Annotated in this window: 17 protein-coding genes; 14 read left to right on the forward strand and 3 right to left on the reverse strand. The window is 41.1% G+C overall.

Annotated features, from left to right (window positions below; translation table 11 throughout):
- Window positions 1-8: 8 nt before the first annotated feature.
- The 12 genes from ACPW7N_RS21770 (at window position 9) to ACPW7N_RS21825 (ending at window position 12,137) form a co-directional block, all read left to right on the forward strand.
- A complete protein-coding gene (locus ACPW7N_RS21770; protein ID WP_425653422.1) occupies window positions 9-1,190 on the forward strand; it encodes a Ger(x)C family spore germination protein in 1,182 nt (393 codons plus the stop codon).
- Window positions 1,187-1,408 carry a hypothetical protein gene (locus tag ACPW7N_RS21775; RefSeq protein WP_425653423.1) on the forward strand — a complete coding sequence of 74 codons (222 nt, stop codon included), beginning with the start codon at window positions 1,187-1,189 and terminating at the stop codon, window positions 1,406-1,408. Before ACPW7N_RS21770 ends, ACPW7N_RS21775 begins: the two co-directional genes overlap by 4 nt.
- Window positions 1,409-1,616: 208 nt before the next feature.
- On the forward strand, window positions 1,617-2,393 hold the full coding sequence (locus ACPW7N_RS21780) for an amino acid ABC transporter substrate-binding protein (protein ID WP_425653424.1): 777 nt from the start codon (window positions 1,617-1,619) through the stop codon (window positions 2,391-2,393).
- Between the two features lie 45 nt (window positions 2,394-2,438).
- Window positions 2,439-3,098: an amino acid ABC transporter permease gene (locus ACPW7N_RS21785; RefSeq protein WP_425653425.1), complete on the forward strand. Its 660-nt coding sequence runs from the start codon at window positions 2,439-2,441 to the stop codon at window positions 3,096-3,098.
- Window positions 3,099-3,112: 14 nt separating this feature from the next.
- Window positions 3,113-3,859: an amino acid ABC transporter ATP-binding protein gene (locus ACPW7N_RS21790; RefSeq protein ID WP_425653426.1), complete on the forward strand. Its 747-nt coding sequence runs from the start codon at window positions 3,113-3,115 to the stop codon at window positions 3,857-3,859.
- A gap of 292 nt (window positions 3,860-4,151) precedes the next feature.
- On the forward strand, window positions 4,152-4,982 hold the full coding sequence (locus tag ACPW7N_RS21795; protein ID WP_425653427.1) for a sensor histidine kinase: 831 nt from the start codon (window positions 4,152-4,154) through the stop codon (window positions 4,980-4,982).
- Entirely contained in the window at window positions 4,969-5,535 is a 567-nt protein-coding gene (locus ACPW7N_RS21800; protein WP_425653428.1) for a response regulator, read from the forward strand. The genes ACPW7N_RS21795 and ACPW7N_RS21800 overlap by 14 nt, the downstream gene beginning before the upstream one ends.
- Window positions 5,536-5,620: 85 nt before the next feature.
- Window positions 5,621-5,776 carry a hypothetical protein gene (locus tag ACPW7N_RS21805; RefSeq protein WP_425653429.1) on the forward strand — a complete coding sequence of 52 codons (156 nt, stop codon included), beginning with the start codon at window positions 5,621-5,623 and terminating at the stop codon, window positions 5,774-5,776.
- Between the two features lie 112 nt (window positions 5,777-5,888).
- Window positions 5,889-8,942 carry a type 2 lanthipeptide synthetase LanM family protein gene (locus ACPW7N_RS21810; protein WP_425653430.1) on the forward strand — a complete coding sequence of 1,018 codons (3,054 nt, stop codon included), beginning with the start codon at window positions 5,889-5,891 and terminating at the stop codon, window positions 8,940-8,942.
- Window positions 8,939-11,191, forward strand: a complete 2,253-nt coding sequence (locus tag ACPW7N_RS21815) for a peptidase domain-containing ABC transporter (RefSeq protein WP_425653431.1) — start codon at window positions 8,939-8,941, stop codon at window positions 11,189-11,191. Before ACPW7N_RS21810 ends, ACPW7N_RS21815 begins: the two co-directional genes overlap by 4 nt.
- Complete coding sequence (locus ACPW7N_RS21820) at window positions 11,188-11,715, forward strand: TlpA family protein disulfide reductase (protein ID WP_425653432.1); 528 nt, start codon at window positions 11,188-11,190, stop codon at window positions 11,713-11,715. Before ACPW7N_RS21815 ends, ACPW7N_RS21820 begins: the two co-directional genes overlap by 4 nt.
- Window positions 11,712-12,137 carry a vitamin K epoxide reductase family protein gene (locus ACPW7N_RS21825; RefSeq protein WP_425653433.1) on the forward strand — a complete coding sequence of 142 codons (426 nt, stop codon included), beginning with the start codon at window positions 11,712-11,714 and terminating at the stop codon, window positions 12,135-12,137. Before ACPW7N_RS21820 ends, ACPW7N_RS21825 begins: the two co-directional genes overlap by 4 nt.
- Window positions 12,138-12,165: 28 nt before the next feature.
- Here the strand turns inward: ACPW7N_RS21825 and ACPW7N_RS21830 are convergent, their stop codons facing one another.
- Together ACPW7N_RS21830 and ACPW7N_RS21835 are read right to left on the reverse strand one after the other, a co-directional pair.
- Complete coding sequence (locus ACPW7N_RS21830) at window positions 12,166-12,621, reverse strand: OsmC family protein (protein ID WP_425653448.1); 456 nt, start codon at window positions 12,619-12,621, stop codon at window positions 12,166-12,168.
- Between the two features lie 706 nt (window positions 12,622-13,327).
- Window positions 13,328-13,822, reverse strand: a complete 495-nt coding sequence (locus ACPW7N_RS21835) for a hypothetical protein (protein ID WP_425653434.1) — start codon at window positions 13,820-13,822, stop codon at window positions 13,328-13,330.
- Between the two features lie 120 nt (window positions 13,823-13,942).
- Between ACPW7N_RS21835 and ACPW7N_RS21840 the strand changes: the two genes are divergently transcribed.
- A complete protein-coding gene (locus tag ACPW7N_RS21840) occupies window positions 13,943-14,515 on the forward strand; it encodes a SurA N-terminal domain-containing protein (protein ID WP_425653435.1) in 573 nt (190 codons plus the stop codon).
- A gap of 115 nt (window positions 14,516-14,630) precedes the next feature.
- On the opposite strand, the gene pdxR is transcribed toward ACPW7N_RS21840, so the two are convergent.
- On the reverse strand, window positions 14,631-16,010 hold the full coding sequence (gene pdxR / locus ACPW7N_RS21845) for a MocR-like pyridoxine biosynthesis transcription factor PdxR (protein ID WP_425653436.1): 1,380 nt from the start codon (window positions 16,008-16,010) through the stop codon (window positions 14,631-14,633).
- A gap of 118 nt (window positions 16,011-16,128) precedes the next feature.
- On the opposite strand from pdxR, the gene ACPW7N_RS21850 reads away from it, so the two are divergent.
- Window positions 16,129-16,752: an FMN-binding negative transcriptional regulator gene (locus ACPW7N_RS21850; RefSeq protein WP_425653437.1), complete on the forward strand. Its 624-nt coding sequence runs from the start codon at window positions 16,129-16,131 to the stop codon at window positions 16,750-16,752.
- Window positions 16,753-16,774 lie beyond the last annotated feature (22 nt).

Genomic DNA, 16,774 nt, shown 5'->3' on the forward strand with positions numbered 1-16,774 from the left:
GTTATGAATTGAAAAGAACACAATTTATTCTTTTCGTTTTATTGCCTTCACTGCTGATTAGTGGATGCTGGGATCGGGTTGAGTTAAACGACTTGGCGATCATCACAGCGGCAGCAATCGATGCGAAAAAAGACAACAAGATTGAGCTTACGATACAAGTGTTTGCTCCTCGTTCATTATCTGGTGGAGGAATTACTGGCGGGGGGTCAACTGAAAATTTGACGTTGGTCAGATCAGGAGAGGGGATCAATATGGCTGATGCGATGTCCAAGCTTCAAACAAAGCTGCCGCGCAGATTGTTTTGGGGACATTGCAAAGTTTATGTATTTGGCGAAGAGATGGCGAAAAGAGGGATTGCCAGAGAGATGGACTTTCTGCTTCGTCATCCCGAGCCTCGAGAACGTTCCTATATGTATATAAGTAAAGGGGAAGCATCAACCATTATGGAATTAATGCCTCCTCTAGAGCGCTATTCTGGCGAAGTTCTTCGTGAATTATCTGATCTTCGGATAGGAATGACTGTTACGATGAAGGATTTACAGGTAATGTTACGAGAAGATTCTAAATCAGCGATTCTTCCTTTTGTTGAAATCTTGCCTCAGCGTAAAAATGAAATGAAACTGCACACGATTCCGTTTTTGTTCGGAAGCGCTGTTTTTCATAAGGACAAGATGATTGGTCGTTTATCGCAGAGGGAAACAAGAGGGGTTTTGTGGATTCGAAATGATATTATCACGACGACTGTTTCAGTCAAAACAGAAGAAAATAAAGGTTCGATCTCCCTTCAGCCAGTGAAAGAAACAACGAAACTAGTTCCAGAAATTAATGAGGGAAAATGGATTATGAATATAAACATCGAAGCAGAAGGTGATCTGGTTCAAAATGAAACCAATCTCGACCTGCTCAATCCGCAATTGTTAAGGAAAATCGAAAAGGATGTTCGTCAAGATATCGTACGACGAGTTGAAATCGCACTAAACCGGGTTCAAAAAGAAATGAAAGCAGATGTATTCGGTTTCGGAGAAGCATTTCATCGGAAATATCCAAAAGAGTGGGCAAAGGTAAAAGATAATTGGACCGAAACCTTTGTAAAACTGGAAGTTCACACGCATGTGAAAGCGTATATCAAGCGACCAGGTCTAATCAATGTACCGGGAGCAATCCCAGAGAACGAGGTGCAAACCAAATGAGATGGAGTGTAATTTTGGGCGTCACTTTCATCGTTGTACTTATTGTTCTGTTTGAATGGCCAAGAATGAAAAATCATCCCAAGCGGGACAAAATTGCCTTCGCCGGCCTTTTGCTTATTGGCTGGGTACTTTCCATGTTGGATTTGCAGAACATGGCAGGCCCCAATACATTAGTCGAAATGATTTTTAAGCCAATCAGTGTAATTTTGGAAAAGTAGCACCTGACAGGAGCAGTAGAATGACAAAGTGGAGAGCTTGCCAGATGGGAAGCTCTTTCGATTTTTTGTCATTTTTTGATTCTCTTTACTTTATAGATAAAAAAATTATCCAAAGCTATCGACTCTTTTAATTTATTATGATAACATGATACCTTGTTAACGTTTTAATACTTTAATATGATAAACAAATGATTTTGGGGGGAACATCATGAAAAGATTAACAGGGTTCGTTCTATTAGTTAGCGCTATTCTTTTATTGTTATCAGGATGTGGGGGATCAACTTCTAGCTCTACTGGAAACAAGTTAGTTATTGGTATCGACGATAAGTTCGCTCCAATGGGATTTAGAGATGAGAAGAACGAAATCGTTGGATTTGATATAGACTTAGCAAAAGCAGCGGCAGAAAAAATGGGAAGAGAAGCAGTGTTTCAACCGATTGACTGGAGTTCAAAAGAATCCGAATTAAACAGTGGTCGTATCGACTTGATTTGGAATGGATATACGATTACTGATGAGCGTAAACAAAAAGTATTGTTCACAAAGCCATATTTGAAAAACGCTCAAGTCATTGTGACTCTGAAAAAATCGGATATCACGAAAATGGACAACCTTGAGGGAAAAGTGGCGGGTCTACAATCACTGTCTTCTGCTGCTGATGCGCTAAATGCAAATGAAATGAAGTCTAAATTGAAAAATGTGGTGGAGTATAAAGATAACGTACTGGCATTAAACGATTTGAAAATCGGCCGAATTGATGCCGTAGTGATTGACCAGATCGTTGCAGACTATTACATGTCCAAGGAAAAAGATGTATTTAAGCAGCTTGATGAGTCACTTGCTCCAGAAGAATATGGCATTGGTGTTAAAAAAGGCAATGAAGCACTATTAAATGAGCTTCAAAAAGCATTAGATACAATGAATCAAGATGGCACTTCCGCTAAAATCTCTGAAAAATGGTTTGGTGAAGACAAAGTCTTAAAATAAGGGGTAAACTCCATCGAACTTTGAAAATCGGGTAGGAGCATGTGTATGAACACTGAATACTTATTGAATATTACGTTGCCCATGTTAGAAGGGGCACAGATGACGATTTTGCTCTTTTTCATTGCTATTGTCGTTTCCATCCCACTTGGCTTCGTCGTTACATTAATGGTAAATAGTAAAAACAAAGGTCTTGTCTGGTTTGCAAATGGTTATATTTACATCATGCGAGGAACCCCGCTTTTATTACAACTGCTGTTTATCTGTTTTGGGCTTCCGATGATACCAGTGATTGGGGAATATCTTGTTTTGGATCGGTTTGTCGCTGCCTGTATTGGCTTTATCCTAAACTACGCAGCTTACTTTGCCGAGATCTTTCGTGGCGGGCTTCTGTCGATTGATAAGGGACAATATGAGGCTGCACAAGTGCTAGGCTTCAGCAGATGGCAAACTACGACCAAAATTATCATTCCACAGATGTTTCGTATCGCTCTGCCTGCCGTATCGAATGAATCCGTTACGCTTGTGAAAGATACAGCGCTCTTATATGCAGTTGCTGTTCCTGAGTTATTGCACTTTGCTCAAACTGCGGTCAATCGTGACTTTACCATTGTTCCGTTTTTTATTGCCGGAGTGATTTATTTGCTGATGACTCTTCTGTTAACAGCATTTTTTAAATGGCTTGAAGAAAGATACAAATTTGCATAAAGGGACTGGCGTGAATGGCTATCATACAGGTTTCTAATTTGAAGAAGTCGTTTGGCAAACTGGAAGTACTGAAAAATGTTTCATTTGAAGTGAATAAAAACGATGTTGTTGCCGTGATCGGTCCCTCTGGTTCAGGTAAGAGTACTATGCTAAGGAGTATCGTTCACCTTGAACAGATCAATGATGGAACGATACAAGTCAAAGACGACTATCTCGTCAAAAACGGTATGTATTCCAGTAATCAAGAAATTAAGCGTATTACATCCAATATGGGAATGGTTTTTCAACACTTTAATCTCTTTCCTCATTTGACGGTAAAAGAAAATCTGGAATTAGCTCCGAGATTGGTAAAAGGAGAATCGTCAGAGGAAACCAGTCGGAAGTGTCTTGAATTATTGGAGAAAGTGGGATTGGCAGATAAGGCAGACGTTTATCCATCAAAGTTATCAGGTGGACAGAAGCAAAGAGTGGCAATCGCCCGTGCCTTGATGATGAGCCCGGAAATCCTATTATTCGATGAACCGACTTCAGCACTTGACCCTGAATTAACCGGTGAGGTACTCCAGGTAATCAAACAGCTTGCGAAAGAGCACATGACCATGATCATCGTTACCCATGAGATGGGTTTCGCAAAAGAGGTAGCTAACAAGATTTTGTTTATGGATAACGGAGAGATACTTGAATCGGGGGCTCCTGAGCAACTATTTACGAATCCTCAATTTGATAGAACAAAAGCATTCTTAAATAAAAGTTTAAAGTGATACGTGAAGAGTGAGATAAAAGTGATCTTTGTTTAGATAAGGGTGGGGGAGAAGAATTCCCCCCCTTTTTTTTATAACAGGGACGAGTGGTATGAATTACTTGCTGTTCAGCTAGTAATTGGTCGATTCAATCCGCATTACATTTTTTGCCAAAAATACAATCTGTTCACTATAACTTTGGATATATTGTGAAAAATGCATTTTTCTGTAATATAAAAATAATTGGTTATAATGCTAATACTCAATTGGGAGTGGTGATACCTAATTTATCTGATGGAAAGGGTTTATCTTTATGAGTGTAATCGATTACATGCTTCAATTACTTCTTTTGATTTGCAGTGTGTTTTTGGTGATGTCAATCATTTGGAAGCTTCGATCATTACGCAATAGAGATGAAAGGGGACTGTCAAAAGGGACATTATTCATCATACATGCAGTGAAAAATGACATCTTGAAAATTGCTTATCTATCCAGGCAGATGAAAGAATTCCTGCAAAAAAAAGAAATGAGAGAGGCGTTAGGCAATTTGGAATCTTTGGAAAAGATAGCAGGTCACATGTTGAAAAAAGTGGAGCACTTCAGTCTTCATGCAGAGTCTTTCGTCATCAATACCGGCAGCCATCACTTATCACACCTAGTAGTTTCTGCTCTTGAATTGATTAAACCATTGGCAGCAGAGAGAAATATTGAGCTGGTAACTGAGTTTTCTCATGATGTAGAACTGCTGTGTGATGAAATTCATGTACGTGAGGTAATTTGCAATTTATTACTTAATGCGCTGGAAGCAATGGAGCATGTGGAGGACGAAGCTCGTATCCAAATCGCAATTGCGAAGGAAGATGAGGACGTTCTACTAAAGGTGATAGATAGTGGAACAGGTATTTGCAGGATAAATGAGAAGTCTGCATTTCATCCGTTCTTTACTACGAAATGTGGAAAAACAAACTTCGGGATGGGGCTATATTATTGCCGATGTGTAGTAGAGAAGCATAATGGTTCAATAAATATCTGTAACAATTCAATGAAACAGGGAACGACGGTGGTAATTAGATTCCCTAATGAACGAATCGTACGATGGATCTACCAAAAAAACTTCACTAGAGGTGTTTATGGAAAAGATTAGCGTGATGATCGTAGAGGATGATGTGTTCTGGCAGAAGCAGCTTGCAACTGATTTGGGAAAAGAAAATGATATCGATGTTGTATTCATTGCTTCAACCAAAGAACAGGCAGTTGAAGCTGCACAATTATTGGACCCGGATATTATCCTGATGGATATTCATCTTACTCATTTTCGATATGATGGACTGGAAGCAGCCAAGGAAATGTTCAGAACAGGAAAAGTGAGCGGCAAGATAATTATCATTAGCTCTGAATCAGATAAGGATGTCATTATTAAAGCGTTTCAACACGGTGCAACGAACTATCTGACCAAATATTGTCTGATGGACATCCTTCAGGCGATTCGGGAAGCATATTATGATCATTCTTCTATTCATTTTGATGTAGCTCATATCATCCGTAACGAACTTCGGTTAATGGTGCTGACGCCATCAGAAAGGGAAGTATATGATTTATCTCTCAAAGGTTTCAACAAAACACAGATATCAGAAAGTATGCAAAAATCGTTCAACACAATAAAGACACAGTGGAAGAGTATCAAGAGCAAGCTGTAGCTGCGGCAGGGGGTGAAAAAAGTTCATCCTCCATAAATTAGAAACACCCTCGTATAATTCAAAGTGTGAAGAGGGGGTGATTTTAATGGAAAACATGATCAATGTAGCTGGTCTTCTCTCCGATGAGGAATTGGCTGCTATCGCTGGTGGTCAAGTTTGTCTCGACTGCACAAATGGTGGTGGTTACACGGGTGGAGGTAATATTTGCCAAAGTGGGCTCATCTGTGATGTTGGTTGCTAATTTAGTTGACCGCGGGGAAAAAGAATGAGACAGGGACACCTCCCTGTCTCATTCTTATGAGAAACACATGTACACAAACCTGTTTCATCTGCTGATAGGGGGGCCTTGGAAAATGAAAAATACCCATGAAAGCTGGAAGAAAGCCAGCTATGTAACAGAAAGAAAGATACTCCCGGAACAGCCAAGAAATACTGGTGAGGAGCAAGTAAAAGCATGGCGCTCTCGAACCGGGCTTGAAAGAGACGAAATCTATATCCGTCGCATTACTGAAGATGGATTTGATCATAAACAGTTTGCACAATTACTTTCACAAACGGATGATTTTGAACTAAATAGCGAAAATTCTTGGGTAAATACTTTCAACCGTGTCTTTGCCCAATACATAGATGAGGAAGCGTTTGCTGATTCAGAGTTACTTGACAATCATCCTTTCCAGACGTTTTTGCAGCCTTTCTTGATCTGGGCAAGAAATGAACTGCAAGCTGCATCGTCAGAATGGCAAACAATGTTTGGCGAGCTATCTTTCGACTGGGATGCTATTCTTGAAGGATTTATGCAGACCCTTCGATTGATGTTGTCAGAAATAAGCGGTCGAACCATCATAGCAGAGCTTCATACGGTTTGTGAACAGGGGCAGCTTAGAGGAGAGTCGCCAGAGGACCGATACAACTGTTTTCTGCGAAGCCGGTTGACTGGAAAAGAGCAGATTCTCCAACTTTTACGCAAATATCCTGTGCTCGCACGCTTGCTTACCGAGATGACCGAGAAAAAGCTTCGTACCACAAGTGAAACATTGGAGCGGTTCATCAAGGATCGATGTGAATTGGAGAAGAAATGGGGCGTTGATTTTTCGCAGCTTTATCACATCACACTGCAAGCGGGAGATTCTCATAAAGGAGGACAAAGTGTTGCTGTACTCCATTTTCGCTCGGGGCATAAATTGGTTTACAAACCACGTTCATTGGAAATGGATGATTGTTTTCAGCAATTGCTTGTTTGGTTAAACGAACGAGGTGATCATCCCAGTCTGCCTGTACTGAAAATTTGGAATCGTGGTGAATACGGGTGGAGTGAATTCGTCGAAGCGAAGCCTTGTGAGGAAGAAAAGCAAGTACAACGATTTTATCACCGTCACGGTTCGTACCTGGCTATTCTTTACCTGTTACAGGCAGCAGACTTTCATCATGGAAATGTGATTGCGAGTGGAGAGTATCCCTATCTGATTGATTTGGAAGCTCTCTTCTATCGATATACACCAACGGAAGGATCAGTATCAGCGACGGATAAAGCCTCAGGGTTGCTGCTCACTTCTGTTCTACGCACAGGATTACTTCCGGCATCCCGGTTCAAAAGCGGCATGTTTAACGGGGTAGAAATCAGTGGGATTGGTGCTCATTCTGGTCAAATCCTGCAACAACAGGTTTACAGATACGAAAACATTGGGACCGACCAGATGATGTTGGTAAAAGCTCAAATTCCTCTTGCCAAAAGCAATAATCGTCCGATCTGGAATGGAATCGAAGTAAGGGCAGAAGAATACACGGATCAAATTGTTCGAGGGTTCGAAGAGATGTATCAGTTGATTGCTCAACATAAAGAGGAACTTCTTGCAGAAGAAGGTCCAATCAAACGTTTCAAGGGAGTGGATACCCGTGTCCTTATTCGTTCCACTCAAGTGTACGCCAAAATGCTGGAAGCAAGTCTTCATCCAAGCAACCTCACAGATGGTTTACAGCGTGTACAACTGTTTGATTTTATGTGGAGATTGGCTGAAACCCATCCTGTCATCACCCAACTCATCCACTCTGAATGTAAGGACCTGTTAGATCATGACATCCCTTATTTCTCAAGCAAAGTAGATAGCCGTGATATTTGGGACAGCAGAGGAAAGAAATTCGAGGGATATTGGCCAGTTGACAGTTTTACTCTTGTATGTAAACAGCTTGCTTCCATGTCAAAAGAAGATTGTCAGCGACAAATAAACCATACTCATCTGGCTATGCTTACCCTGGAGCAATCGTGGGAGCTGAGATTGACAGATCGAAAAAATGAAACAAGGAAACCGGAGCATCTGACATACAGTAACCAGCAGTTCTTGGAAGCGTCGATAAAGATCGCAGATGATTTGGCTACCACTGCGATTTGGGGTGATGATCGTCAGACGGTATCCTGGTTAGGAACGGGTGTGGATGAGTTCGGCCAGTTACGTTTTTCTCCCTTGGATTTTGGCATCTATGATGGATCGCTGGGGTTGGTGCTGTACTATGCTTACCTGGCAAAAGAAACAGGAAATAAATCGTATGAGCAAATTGCCAAAGCTGCTCTGAACAGCTCTATGGAATGGCTGCAAAAACCGGGAACCATCGAGTCAGGATCTCTATTCTACGGGTATGCTGCTTATTGCTATACCTTTATCCACTTGGCTGCGTTGTGGAATGAGCCTGAATGGTTGAAACGAGCACTTACCTTCCTTCCTCAACTGGAACGAATGATGATGCAAGACCGTAAATGGGACCTGATCGCTGGAACTGCTGGCATTTTGTTTGCCTGTATAAAACTGTATTCAGCTACAGGCGATCAGAAAGCGCTCCAGTTGGCAATTGCATGCGGCAACAGACTTATTGAACATGCAAAGGCTCTTCCTCAAGGCATTGGCTGGGTGTCTGATTTGACGAGAGGGCATCCTTTGGCGGGGCTCTCTCACGGAGCTTCCGGTTATGCACTAGTGTTGACAGAGTTGGCGATGCTTTCAGGAGAAGAACGATTTGGGGCTGCGGCACAGAGAGCCATTCAATACGAACGTACCTTGTTCTCAGAAGAACATGGCAACTGGATTGATCTTCGCCATGGAGATCAAAAGTATCCTGTCCAATGGTGTCACGGGGACCTTGGAAACCTGGATGTTCTCTTATTCGCCGCTACTAGCGGGCAGGATCACTCATTACAAGAAGCAGTGTATCAATTAGCTGCAAGGTCTTTGAACGAAGCCAATGCGGATGGGTGGTTTACTGGTATTCCAGATGGATTGGATACTCCAGGTTTATTGGTCGGTAAATCAGGAATCGGATATGCATTACTGCGTTTAGCCAATCCTTCTGTTCCATCCATTCTTGCTCTTGAAACCCCTGTTATGTCAATTTTGCCAAAGGAGAGCACTGTCCTATGAGTGTTCAACAAGTGAACAATCCGTCATATAAAAGGAAAACACGATGGCGAGTTCCGTTTATTGAGCAAATGGAACAGTCCGAGTGTGGAATCTGTTGCTTGTCGATGATTCTTGCTTACAACCATTGTCATGTTCCGCTACATGAACTGCGGGAGCGTGGCGGGGCAGGACGAGACGGAATCACTCTTCTTACTTTATTAAAAATGGCTCAATCCATGGGAATGGAAGGGTACGGAAAAAAAGTAGAGTGGAAAGACCTGTCAGCAGTGCAAGCTCCGGCAATCCTGCACTGGGAGGGTAATCATTTCGTAGTATTGGAGAAATCCAGGCTTAATAAAACAGTTATTCTCGACCCAGCCATCGGACGCAGAGTGATAACGGATGAAGAGCTTCGTGCCAAATATTCAGGAGTAGTTCTCTGTCTTACTGCTACCGAGCGAGTGATCATGAACAAACCCAAGAGAGTATGGGGCCATTACTTGCGATTACTGAGGAAACAGCCATGGCTGGTGACCACCATCATTGTCTGGTCTCTATGGATTCAGATGCTTGCTCTCATCTCTCCCATCACAACTCGTTATCTCATTGATGAGATCATCTTTCCCAATGAACTGCAACTCATGTACGGACTAGGGGTGGGACTTGCCTGCCTCACGTTGGTGAATTTCCTGTTTGTCTTCCTGCGATCACGGTTTCTCGTGAAGTTGCAAAACGCACTTGATTGGCAATTGATGAGCAGTTTCTATAAGCATCTGCTCCGGCTTCCCTATCAATTTTTCCAACTGAGGACAAGTGGGGATTTGATTGTCCGAGCAAACAGTAATATGGCAATCAGAGATTTACTTACCACACGTACAGTTACCGCTATTCTGGATGGTGGCCTGGTGCTGTTTTTCCTGATCTACATGCTGGATCGTTCTCCATTGATGACGGGCTGGGTCGTGTTGGTTGGGGTTGTGCAGGTTGTCGTCTTACTCTCGATGAGTCCAACGATCAAGCGTCTGTCACAAGAGCAGATATTGAAACAGACTGTAGCCTTCACTGCATTAATCGAATCACTTCGCGGCATTTCAGTAGTAAAAACAGAAGGGATTGAACAGCGCACGTATGATAAGTGGGCTGTCCTTTATCAGGAACTGTTGAAGACAGAAATGAAGCGTGGTATGGCTGAAGCAAACGTGGACAGTATCGTAAATGGGCTTCGTTTTATGGCACCTCTCTTACTATTGTGGTTAGGCGCATGGCAGATAGTTTCCTATCAAATGACAATGGGTGAGATGTTTGCCTTTTTTTCGCTTGCCTTGGCATTCCTCATACCGCTTACTTCTTTCATTACGACGATTAATCAAATGATCGTTATCGGAGCCTATTTGAATCGAATATTAGATATTCACGAAGCCATGCCGGAGCAAGATGAGAATGCTGAATTCCTTCCGCCTGCTTTACAAGGCAACATTGAGTTGAATCAGGTCAGCTTCCGTTATCATCCATACAGTCAAACCGTGATTCGAGATGTTTCCTTACAAATCAAAGCAGGACAGAAAGTAGCCATAGTCGGTCCATCCGGCTCAGGAAAAAGCACGTTAGCCAGCCTCTTGTTAGGGTTGTACCATCCCACGGAAGGAAAGCTCACCTTTGATGGAATTGACCTTGCAATTTTGGATAAATCGGCTTTTCGTCGTCAAATCGGTGTAGTTCTCCAGAATAATTTTGTTTTCAATCGCAGTATCGCTGAGAATATTTCTTTGCATGACCCGTCCATACCCATATCCCGTATAGTAGAGGTTGCCAAAATGGCAGGGATCCACGAGGACATAATGCAGATGCCGATGAAGTACCAGACGCTTATTTCGGAAGCGGGAACAAATATTTCCGGGGGGCAAAGACAACGTCTTGCATTAGCCAGAGCATTGGCACATTCTCCTAAGATCATGCTGCTGGATGAAGCAACCAGCGCTCTTGATACATTGACCGAGAAATCAGTCGAAGAGAATCTAGTTAACCTCTCTTGTACCCGGATTGTCATCGCTCATCGGTTGAGTACAATTATGAATGCCGATTTGATTGTGGTTTTGGACGAAGGACAAATCGTAGAGCAAGGAACGCATAACGAGTTAATGCAAAGAGACGGCAGGTATGCATCGTTTTATCGGGCCAAGTCAAATGAAACAGAGAAAAGTAAAACGTATGAACCTTCTGAATCCGGGAAGGAAGCAGAACGGATGCAAATAACGGAGGTAGTTGGATGAAAGGAATAATCAAATGGGTTCTGTTGATTGTAATTGCATGTATCCCGTTGACAGGAATTTATGTGCTCAATAATAAGGGGCTTGTAGCGGAGTTATTTATGGACACAGGCGGGTTTCAACCGGGTGAAGCATTCCCGTTGGCGTCAGGTACGGAAGTGGGGGGCACTTCCATTCATTTAGAGGATTACAAAGGCAAGAAGTTCGTCGCCATGATTGCCAATATCACGTGTGAAGTATGCAAAAGCTCCTATCCTACGATCAAGCAGTGGAATCAATTGTATCCTGATATACCCCTCGTCATGATTGGAATAGGTGGAAAGGAAGAGTACAATACGGTGAAGCAAAAAATGCAATTGCCGGCTCCTATTCTGCATGCAGATGATCAGATTCAAGCTATGTACCGTATGAAGATTACTCCTGTTTTCTATGTTGTTGATAAAAATGGGATCGTCGTTGACCGGATGAATGGCTTTAGGGTAAAAGACTTCAAGAAGTTCATGGATAAGGCAGGGAACCCTTCATGAACAGAGGATATGTACACTTACTCATGCAGGGACTTTCAGTTGCTGGGGTAATTGTGTCAGGATACCTTTTCTGGTCAAAAGTAACCAGCCAGTTTTTCTGTCCGGTGGGAAACTGTGAGGTAGTAAACAACAGCCCGTACGCTCAAATTGGGCCTTTTCCCGTGTCGCTTTTGGGAATCTCGTATTATTTATTCTTGTTCGTCCTGATCCAATTTGTTAAAAATGAAAGCAGCTCAACCGTTTTTGCCCGATTGCTCCGATTCTCAATCATTATTGGCTTCCTGTTCTCGCTCTATTTGACAATTGTAGAGGTAGCTATTATTCATGCAATTTGTATGTGGTGCGTCATCTCGTTTCTCATCGTTATCTTACTTACGTGGTTGGAGTTTCAGAAGAAGAACGAAAAACATCAAAGGAGCTAAAAAAGGGCGAATGCCCTTTTTTGATTTACTAAAGTTTATTCCACTTCACATCAATCTGAATCCCAGCATCAACAAATAGATTATAAACGGGACATCTGCGCTCAACTTCTTTTTGAAGGAACGTCAGCTTTTCTTCATCTTCATTCGTTTCAATATTTACGGTGAAACGAATTTTCTGGAAGTGGGGCGTAACATCTTTTTCACCCATCAATCCACGAATGTCGATAATACCAACTGTTTCAAAGTCGATTGCCGAAAAGGTAAAGTTAATTTCTTTTGCAATCAGTGGAATCATTACACCTTTACATCCGTTCAAAGCAGCTGCAACAAACTCCATCGGGTTGGGTCCTAAGTCAGTTCCACCTAACTCTACAGGTTCATCCATTGGAAAAGAAGAAAAATTTCGAATGGAAATATTGGTTTTCACCCCAGATTCCCACTTGCCGGAAGCAGCCACTTTAAATAATGTTGAAGATTGAGACATATCCACACCCCTTAATCAAATTCATAAACATAGCATTCTTATCGGAATTATATACAATACAATCAGAAATGTAAATATATTCAAATCCAGTAATCCTTTCGCAATTATCAGACTATTCTTTGCTGATCGTTCTAAAAAGGTACGATTTTACCCAAAGGAGGCGAATAATGGCAAGACATAAAGAATTTGATGAAGCTGCAGTGCTACTCAAAGCAATGGTGCTTTTTTGGCGAAATGGATATGAAAAACGTCAAAGCAAGATTTAGTAGACAACATGAATGTCATGTATATGTTGAAAAAGAAAGTCTTGTTGCCCATTCAACGAGTACGTGTATGGTTATAAAAGGAATTTCACTCGGCCAGCGGGCCGACCGGTGTGTCGCATCTTTTGGGCGCAACGGTTTCCAAAATCGAATCCCCCTTAATTCATAATTTTATTGATAGTATTGCAAAACCTTCACGAATTTTCAACGATTCAGTGCGCTCGGCGCTCGGCGCCGGCCAGTTGCAGGCGAAACGGCATCTCATTCTTGGTTGTTTATCCGGAAGTGCCGATTCGGCTCGATCGGCACCTTGGTGCCTTCAGCGACCAGCTGCGCGGGGAAGCTGCAGATGGCTTGCGAGTCTAAAACTTTATTTTCTTTTGATAACCCTTCGCTTAAGAAACAGCTTTCCTGGTTTAGTAGAAGCTGTTAAAAACAAGATACTAAACTCCAAGTTCATCAGCCAAATCAACGTATTTATCCAAATAGTCTGGTTGGTAACGATACTTACCCAATGCGATTGTGTCGAACTCATCCATACCTTGATCTGCAGTAACACCCAACAATTTCAAAGCAGCATTGATGTCACTCGTAGATTCATCAATTAACTGTAACCCTTTGTAGACATGAGCACACTGACTGCCTACTCCGCCAAAGTATTCGGTAGTCATTATGGCATAGATCGGATCATCTAGCCCTGAGATTTTGGACATGAGAACGGAAATTACCGTTTCACTTGGAAAGAGGATAGGGGTCTTAGATAATACAGGTAAATAGCCTGTAGCATTCATTTTCTTTTGCCAATAGGCGGAGTAATAGTGATCTATGTGAAACATTGTTAAATGAAATCCTAATTGCTTGCCGTGCAGGTCATAATTTATTGCATGCTTCTCGTCATAGTTTCCTTTAAGGATAACAGCCGTAATGTTGTGTCCCATGCTACTAAACCTCCTATTTTTCATAGCTTCAAGATAGATTTTCTTAACTATTACATATCGATTACATAATTAATTGCTATACTCCTGCCTAAGTGATTAATTCCGTTGATGGAGGACGCAATGAAAAAATTTGATTTATCATTATTAACGATTTCCATTTTGGTTGTAGGTGTAATATTGCTTCAAATGTCAAAAGGAGAAGCCACTATTACGGCTGCAAAAGTAAACAATACGATTATTACTGAAGGGCAATATATTTCAAAGCTAAAAGAAAGTGACAGAGGGCAAACCCTTGATTTTTTAGTGACTGAAGAACTAATTAAGCAGGAAGCGAACAAAAAAGGGGTTACTGTTACCACTGAAGATGTTGATCAGGAGTTTAAAAAATGGAAGGATAGTGTAGGGTCAGAAGAACAGTACAAACAAATGTTAGATCAATACGGAACGACAGAAAAGCAGTTGAAAGAGCAGATGAAGTCGAGTTTATTAATTGATAAAATCTTAAAGGATGAATTGAAGGTAACACAAGAGGAAATAAAAAAATACTATGACGAAAATAAGGATCAATTTGGTACTGCTAATTTTGAAGAAATGAAAGAGAAAATTGAGCAAATGTTAGTTAATCAAATGAAGCAGGAAAAAATCCCCTCATGGATAGATGAATTGAAGAAGAATGCAATTATTGAAAAGTAAAAAAACTAGAGGCAGCCGAATAACTGGCTGCCTTTTCGTGTTTAAAGTGCACTCCAATCGTTCGACACATCTAATGATTGGGGGTGCATTTTTTTGTCTAAATACATCGACTGATTCAAATCCATGCCTTTTTTAAGAGCCTGACACCAAGCTCAATTTCATCACAAGAAAGATGGCTAAATCCAAGTTTAATGATTGGGTCATCGGTCTTATTTTTAATAAAGTAGAATGAGGTAGGACACACGTTTACACCATAAGAAGAAGCCTGTTGGATTAGCCATTCTTCTGAACGATTCAGGTGTACTTTGATTAATAAGTACAGACCTGACTGCTCGCCAATAATAGAAACATGTTGGCCAAATTGCTTTTTTAATTCAGAAACTAAGTGTAGCATTTTCCTCTTATAAACCAGTCGCATTCGTTTCACGTGACGATTCCATTCTCCGAGTTCCATAAATTTTGCCATTGTGAGTTGGCTGAAAAGCGAAGTGGGATTCTCAAAATGAATAAATTGCTTTTTATAGCGATGTAAAACTTCTTCTGGCAACACCATATAAGTTAAACGAATTCCCGGAAGAAATGATTTGGAGAAATTCCCTAAATAAATAACTCTTGCTGAATCAATGGAGGCAAGAGCAGGAAATGGTTTTTGTGTATAGCGAAATTCACTATCATAATCGTCTTCAATAATATATCCAGATCTCTTGTTAACCCATTGAATAAGCATTTGCCGTTGTTGAATCGACATGCTTACGCCAAGTGGACTTTGATGAGAAGGGGTTACATAGATTAATCGTGAATTCATTTGTTCTAATTGTGAAAGATCAGCACCTGTTTCATAAACCGGCAAAGTTTCAAACATAAAACGATGGAATTGGAATGCTTCCCTGGCACCGTCGTAACCAGGGTCTTCAACGATAATACTCTGGAATTCATCCTTTAATATATGTCCAAGGTATACAAGCATTTGTTGGGTACTACTTCCGATAATGACGGCATCTGCATTTGTTTTCACTCCACGTGATTGAAATAAATATGTGGAGATTTGTTCGCGCAGGCATTCTTCCCCAAATGGTTCTCCATATCGAAAGCTATCATCTAATGTTAATACTTGATTAGCAATTCTCCTCCAAATTTTCAATGGGAAATGGGTTTGATCAACGGCATCTGTCCTGAAATTAACTACCGGAGGTTTCTTTGACTCTGTTTGCTTTTTAGGATGAGAGATGAATGGCTCCTGAGAGAGTAGGGGCTCTAACTCATTTACAACATAACCTTTTCGACCCTCTCCACGAATATACCCTTCAGCAACAAGTTGTTCATATGCCATTAAGGTAGTATTACGGCTGACATGTAAGGAATCTGCAAGTTGACGAATGGAGGGTAATTGCTCATTCGCCAGAATGTCGCCTTGCTCAATAAATGATTTAAATTTCTCGTAGATTTGTTTGTATTTCGGAGAGTTATCTTTGAAAGTAAAAATGGTATTTTTCATTTGCGTTCCTTCTGACATGTAAATTTGTTTGTTATTGTATCTTATTTTATGTCAGTCTGTATAATATTATTTTTTTATCGGTTATTTATTTCAATTACAGGTTGAAAGGATGATTATTGTGTACATTCCAAAGCAATATCGTATGGATCATGATGAGGCAGTTCAAATGATGAAGTCTTATCCGTTTGCTTTATTGATTACTGTTGATGAACAACGCCCGTTGGCTACGCACATTCCGGTGGAAATTCGTGAAAATGAAGGGAAAATCTATGCAACTGGGCACATTGCCTACGGAAACATGCAGAAGAAAACCTTGGATAATAATAGTAATGTGTTGCTTATTTTTCAAGGACCGCACGCTTACATTTCGTCAAGTTGGTATGAGTCCGAAGAGGTTCCCACATGGGACTATCTCGCTGTACATGCGTATGGAACAGCACGTATAGTCACGAAGGGCGAGCTGAAATCGGCTTTGGATTCTATGCTAAAACACTATGAATCTCACCGAGAAAATGGTCGGCTCTGGGATACGTTTACTCCCGAATTGCTAGAGAGCGAAATGAAAGGAATCGTTGGCTTTGAAATTGAAATCACCTCTATTCAAGCTGCAGCTAAAATGAGCCAGAATCGCAACGACACCGATTATCAATCGATTGTTACAGAGCTTGAAAAATCAAATGATCAAGAGGAAATTCAGGTAGCTAAGTGGTTGCGCGAGAAACGGAAAGGGTTATTTAAATGATCAAATAAATCATGTGCAAAAA

The organism is Brevibacillus nigriterrae (genome assembly GCF_049846925.1).
In the GTDB taxonomy this organism is placed as follows: Bacteria; Bacillota; Bacilli; order Brevibacillales; family Brevibacillaceae; genus Brevibacillus_H.

What these genes read in the sequence shown, in the direction of transcription:
- ACPW7N_RS21775 (WP_425653423.1), top strand. Translation starts at nt 1,187, where the DNA reads ATGAGATGGAGTGTAATTTTGGGCGTCACTTTCATCGTTGTACTTATT.
- ACPW7N_RS21780 (WP_425653424.1), top strand. Translation starts at nt 1,617, where the DNA reads ATGAAAAGATTAACAGGGTTCGTTCTATTAGTTAGCGCTATTCTTTTA.
- ACPW7N_RS21785 (WP_425653425.1), top strand. Translation starts at nt 2,439, where the DNA reads ATGAACACTGAATACTTATTGAATATTACGTTGCCCATGTTAGAAGGG.
- ACPW7N_RS21790 (WP_425653426.1), top strand. Translation starts at nt 3,113, where the DNA reads ATGGCTATCATACAGGTTTCTAATTTGAAGAAGTCGTTTGGCAAACTG.
- ACPW7N_RS21795 (WP_425653427.1), top strand. Translation starts at nt 4,152, where the DNA reads ATGAGTGTAATCGATTACATGCTTCAATTACTTCTTTTGATTTGCAGT.
- ACPW7N_RS21800 (WP_425653428.1), top strand. Translation starts at nt 4,969, where the DNA reads ATGGAAAAGATTAGCGTGATGATCGTAGAGGATGATGTGTTCTGGCAG.
- ACPW7N_RS21805 (WP_425653429.1), top strand. Translation starts at nt 5,621, where the DNA reads ATGGAAAACATGATCAATGTAGCTGGTCTTCTCTCCGATGAGGAATTG.
- ACPW7N_RS21810 (WP_425653430.1), top strand. Translation starts at nt 5,889, where the DNA reads ATGAAAAATACCCATGAAAGCTGGAAGAAAGCCAGCTATGTAACAGAA.
- ACPW7N_RS21815 (WP_425653431.1), top strand. Translation starts at nt 8,939, where the DNA reads ATGAGTGTTCAACAAGTGAACAATCCGTCATATAAAAGGAAAACACGA.
- ACPW7N_RS21820 (WP_425653432.1), top strand. Translation starts at nt 11,188, where the DNA reads ATGAAAGGAATAATCAAATGGGTTCTGTTGATTGTAATTGCATGTATC.
- ACPW7N_RS21825 (WP_425653433.1), top strand. Translation starts at nt 11,712, where the DNA reads ATGAACAGAGGATATGTACACTTACTCATGCAGGGACTTTCAGTTGCT.
- ACPW7N_RS21830 (WP_425653448.1), bottom strand. Translation starts at nt 12,621, where the DNA reads ATGTCTCAATCTTCAACATTATTTAAAGTGGCTGCTTCCGGCAAGTGG.
- ACPW7N_RS21835 (WP_425653434.1), bottom strand. Translation starts at nt 13,822, where the DNA reads ATGGGACACAACATTACGGCTGTTATCCTTAAAGGAAACTATGACGAG.
- ACPW7N_RS21840 (WP_425653435.1), top strand. Translation starts at nt 13,943, where the DNA reads ATGAAAAAATTTGATTTATCATTATTAACGATTTCCATTTTGGTTGTA.
- pdxR (WP_425653436.1), bottom strand. Translation starts at nt 16,010, where the DNA reads ATGAAAAATACCATTTTTACTTTCAAAGATAACTCTCCGAAATACAAA.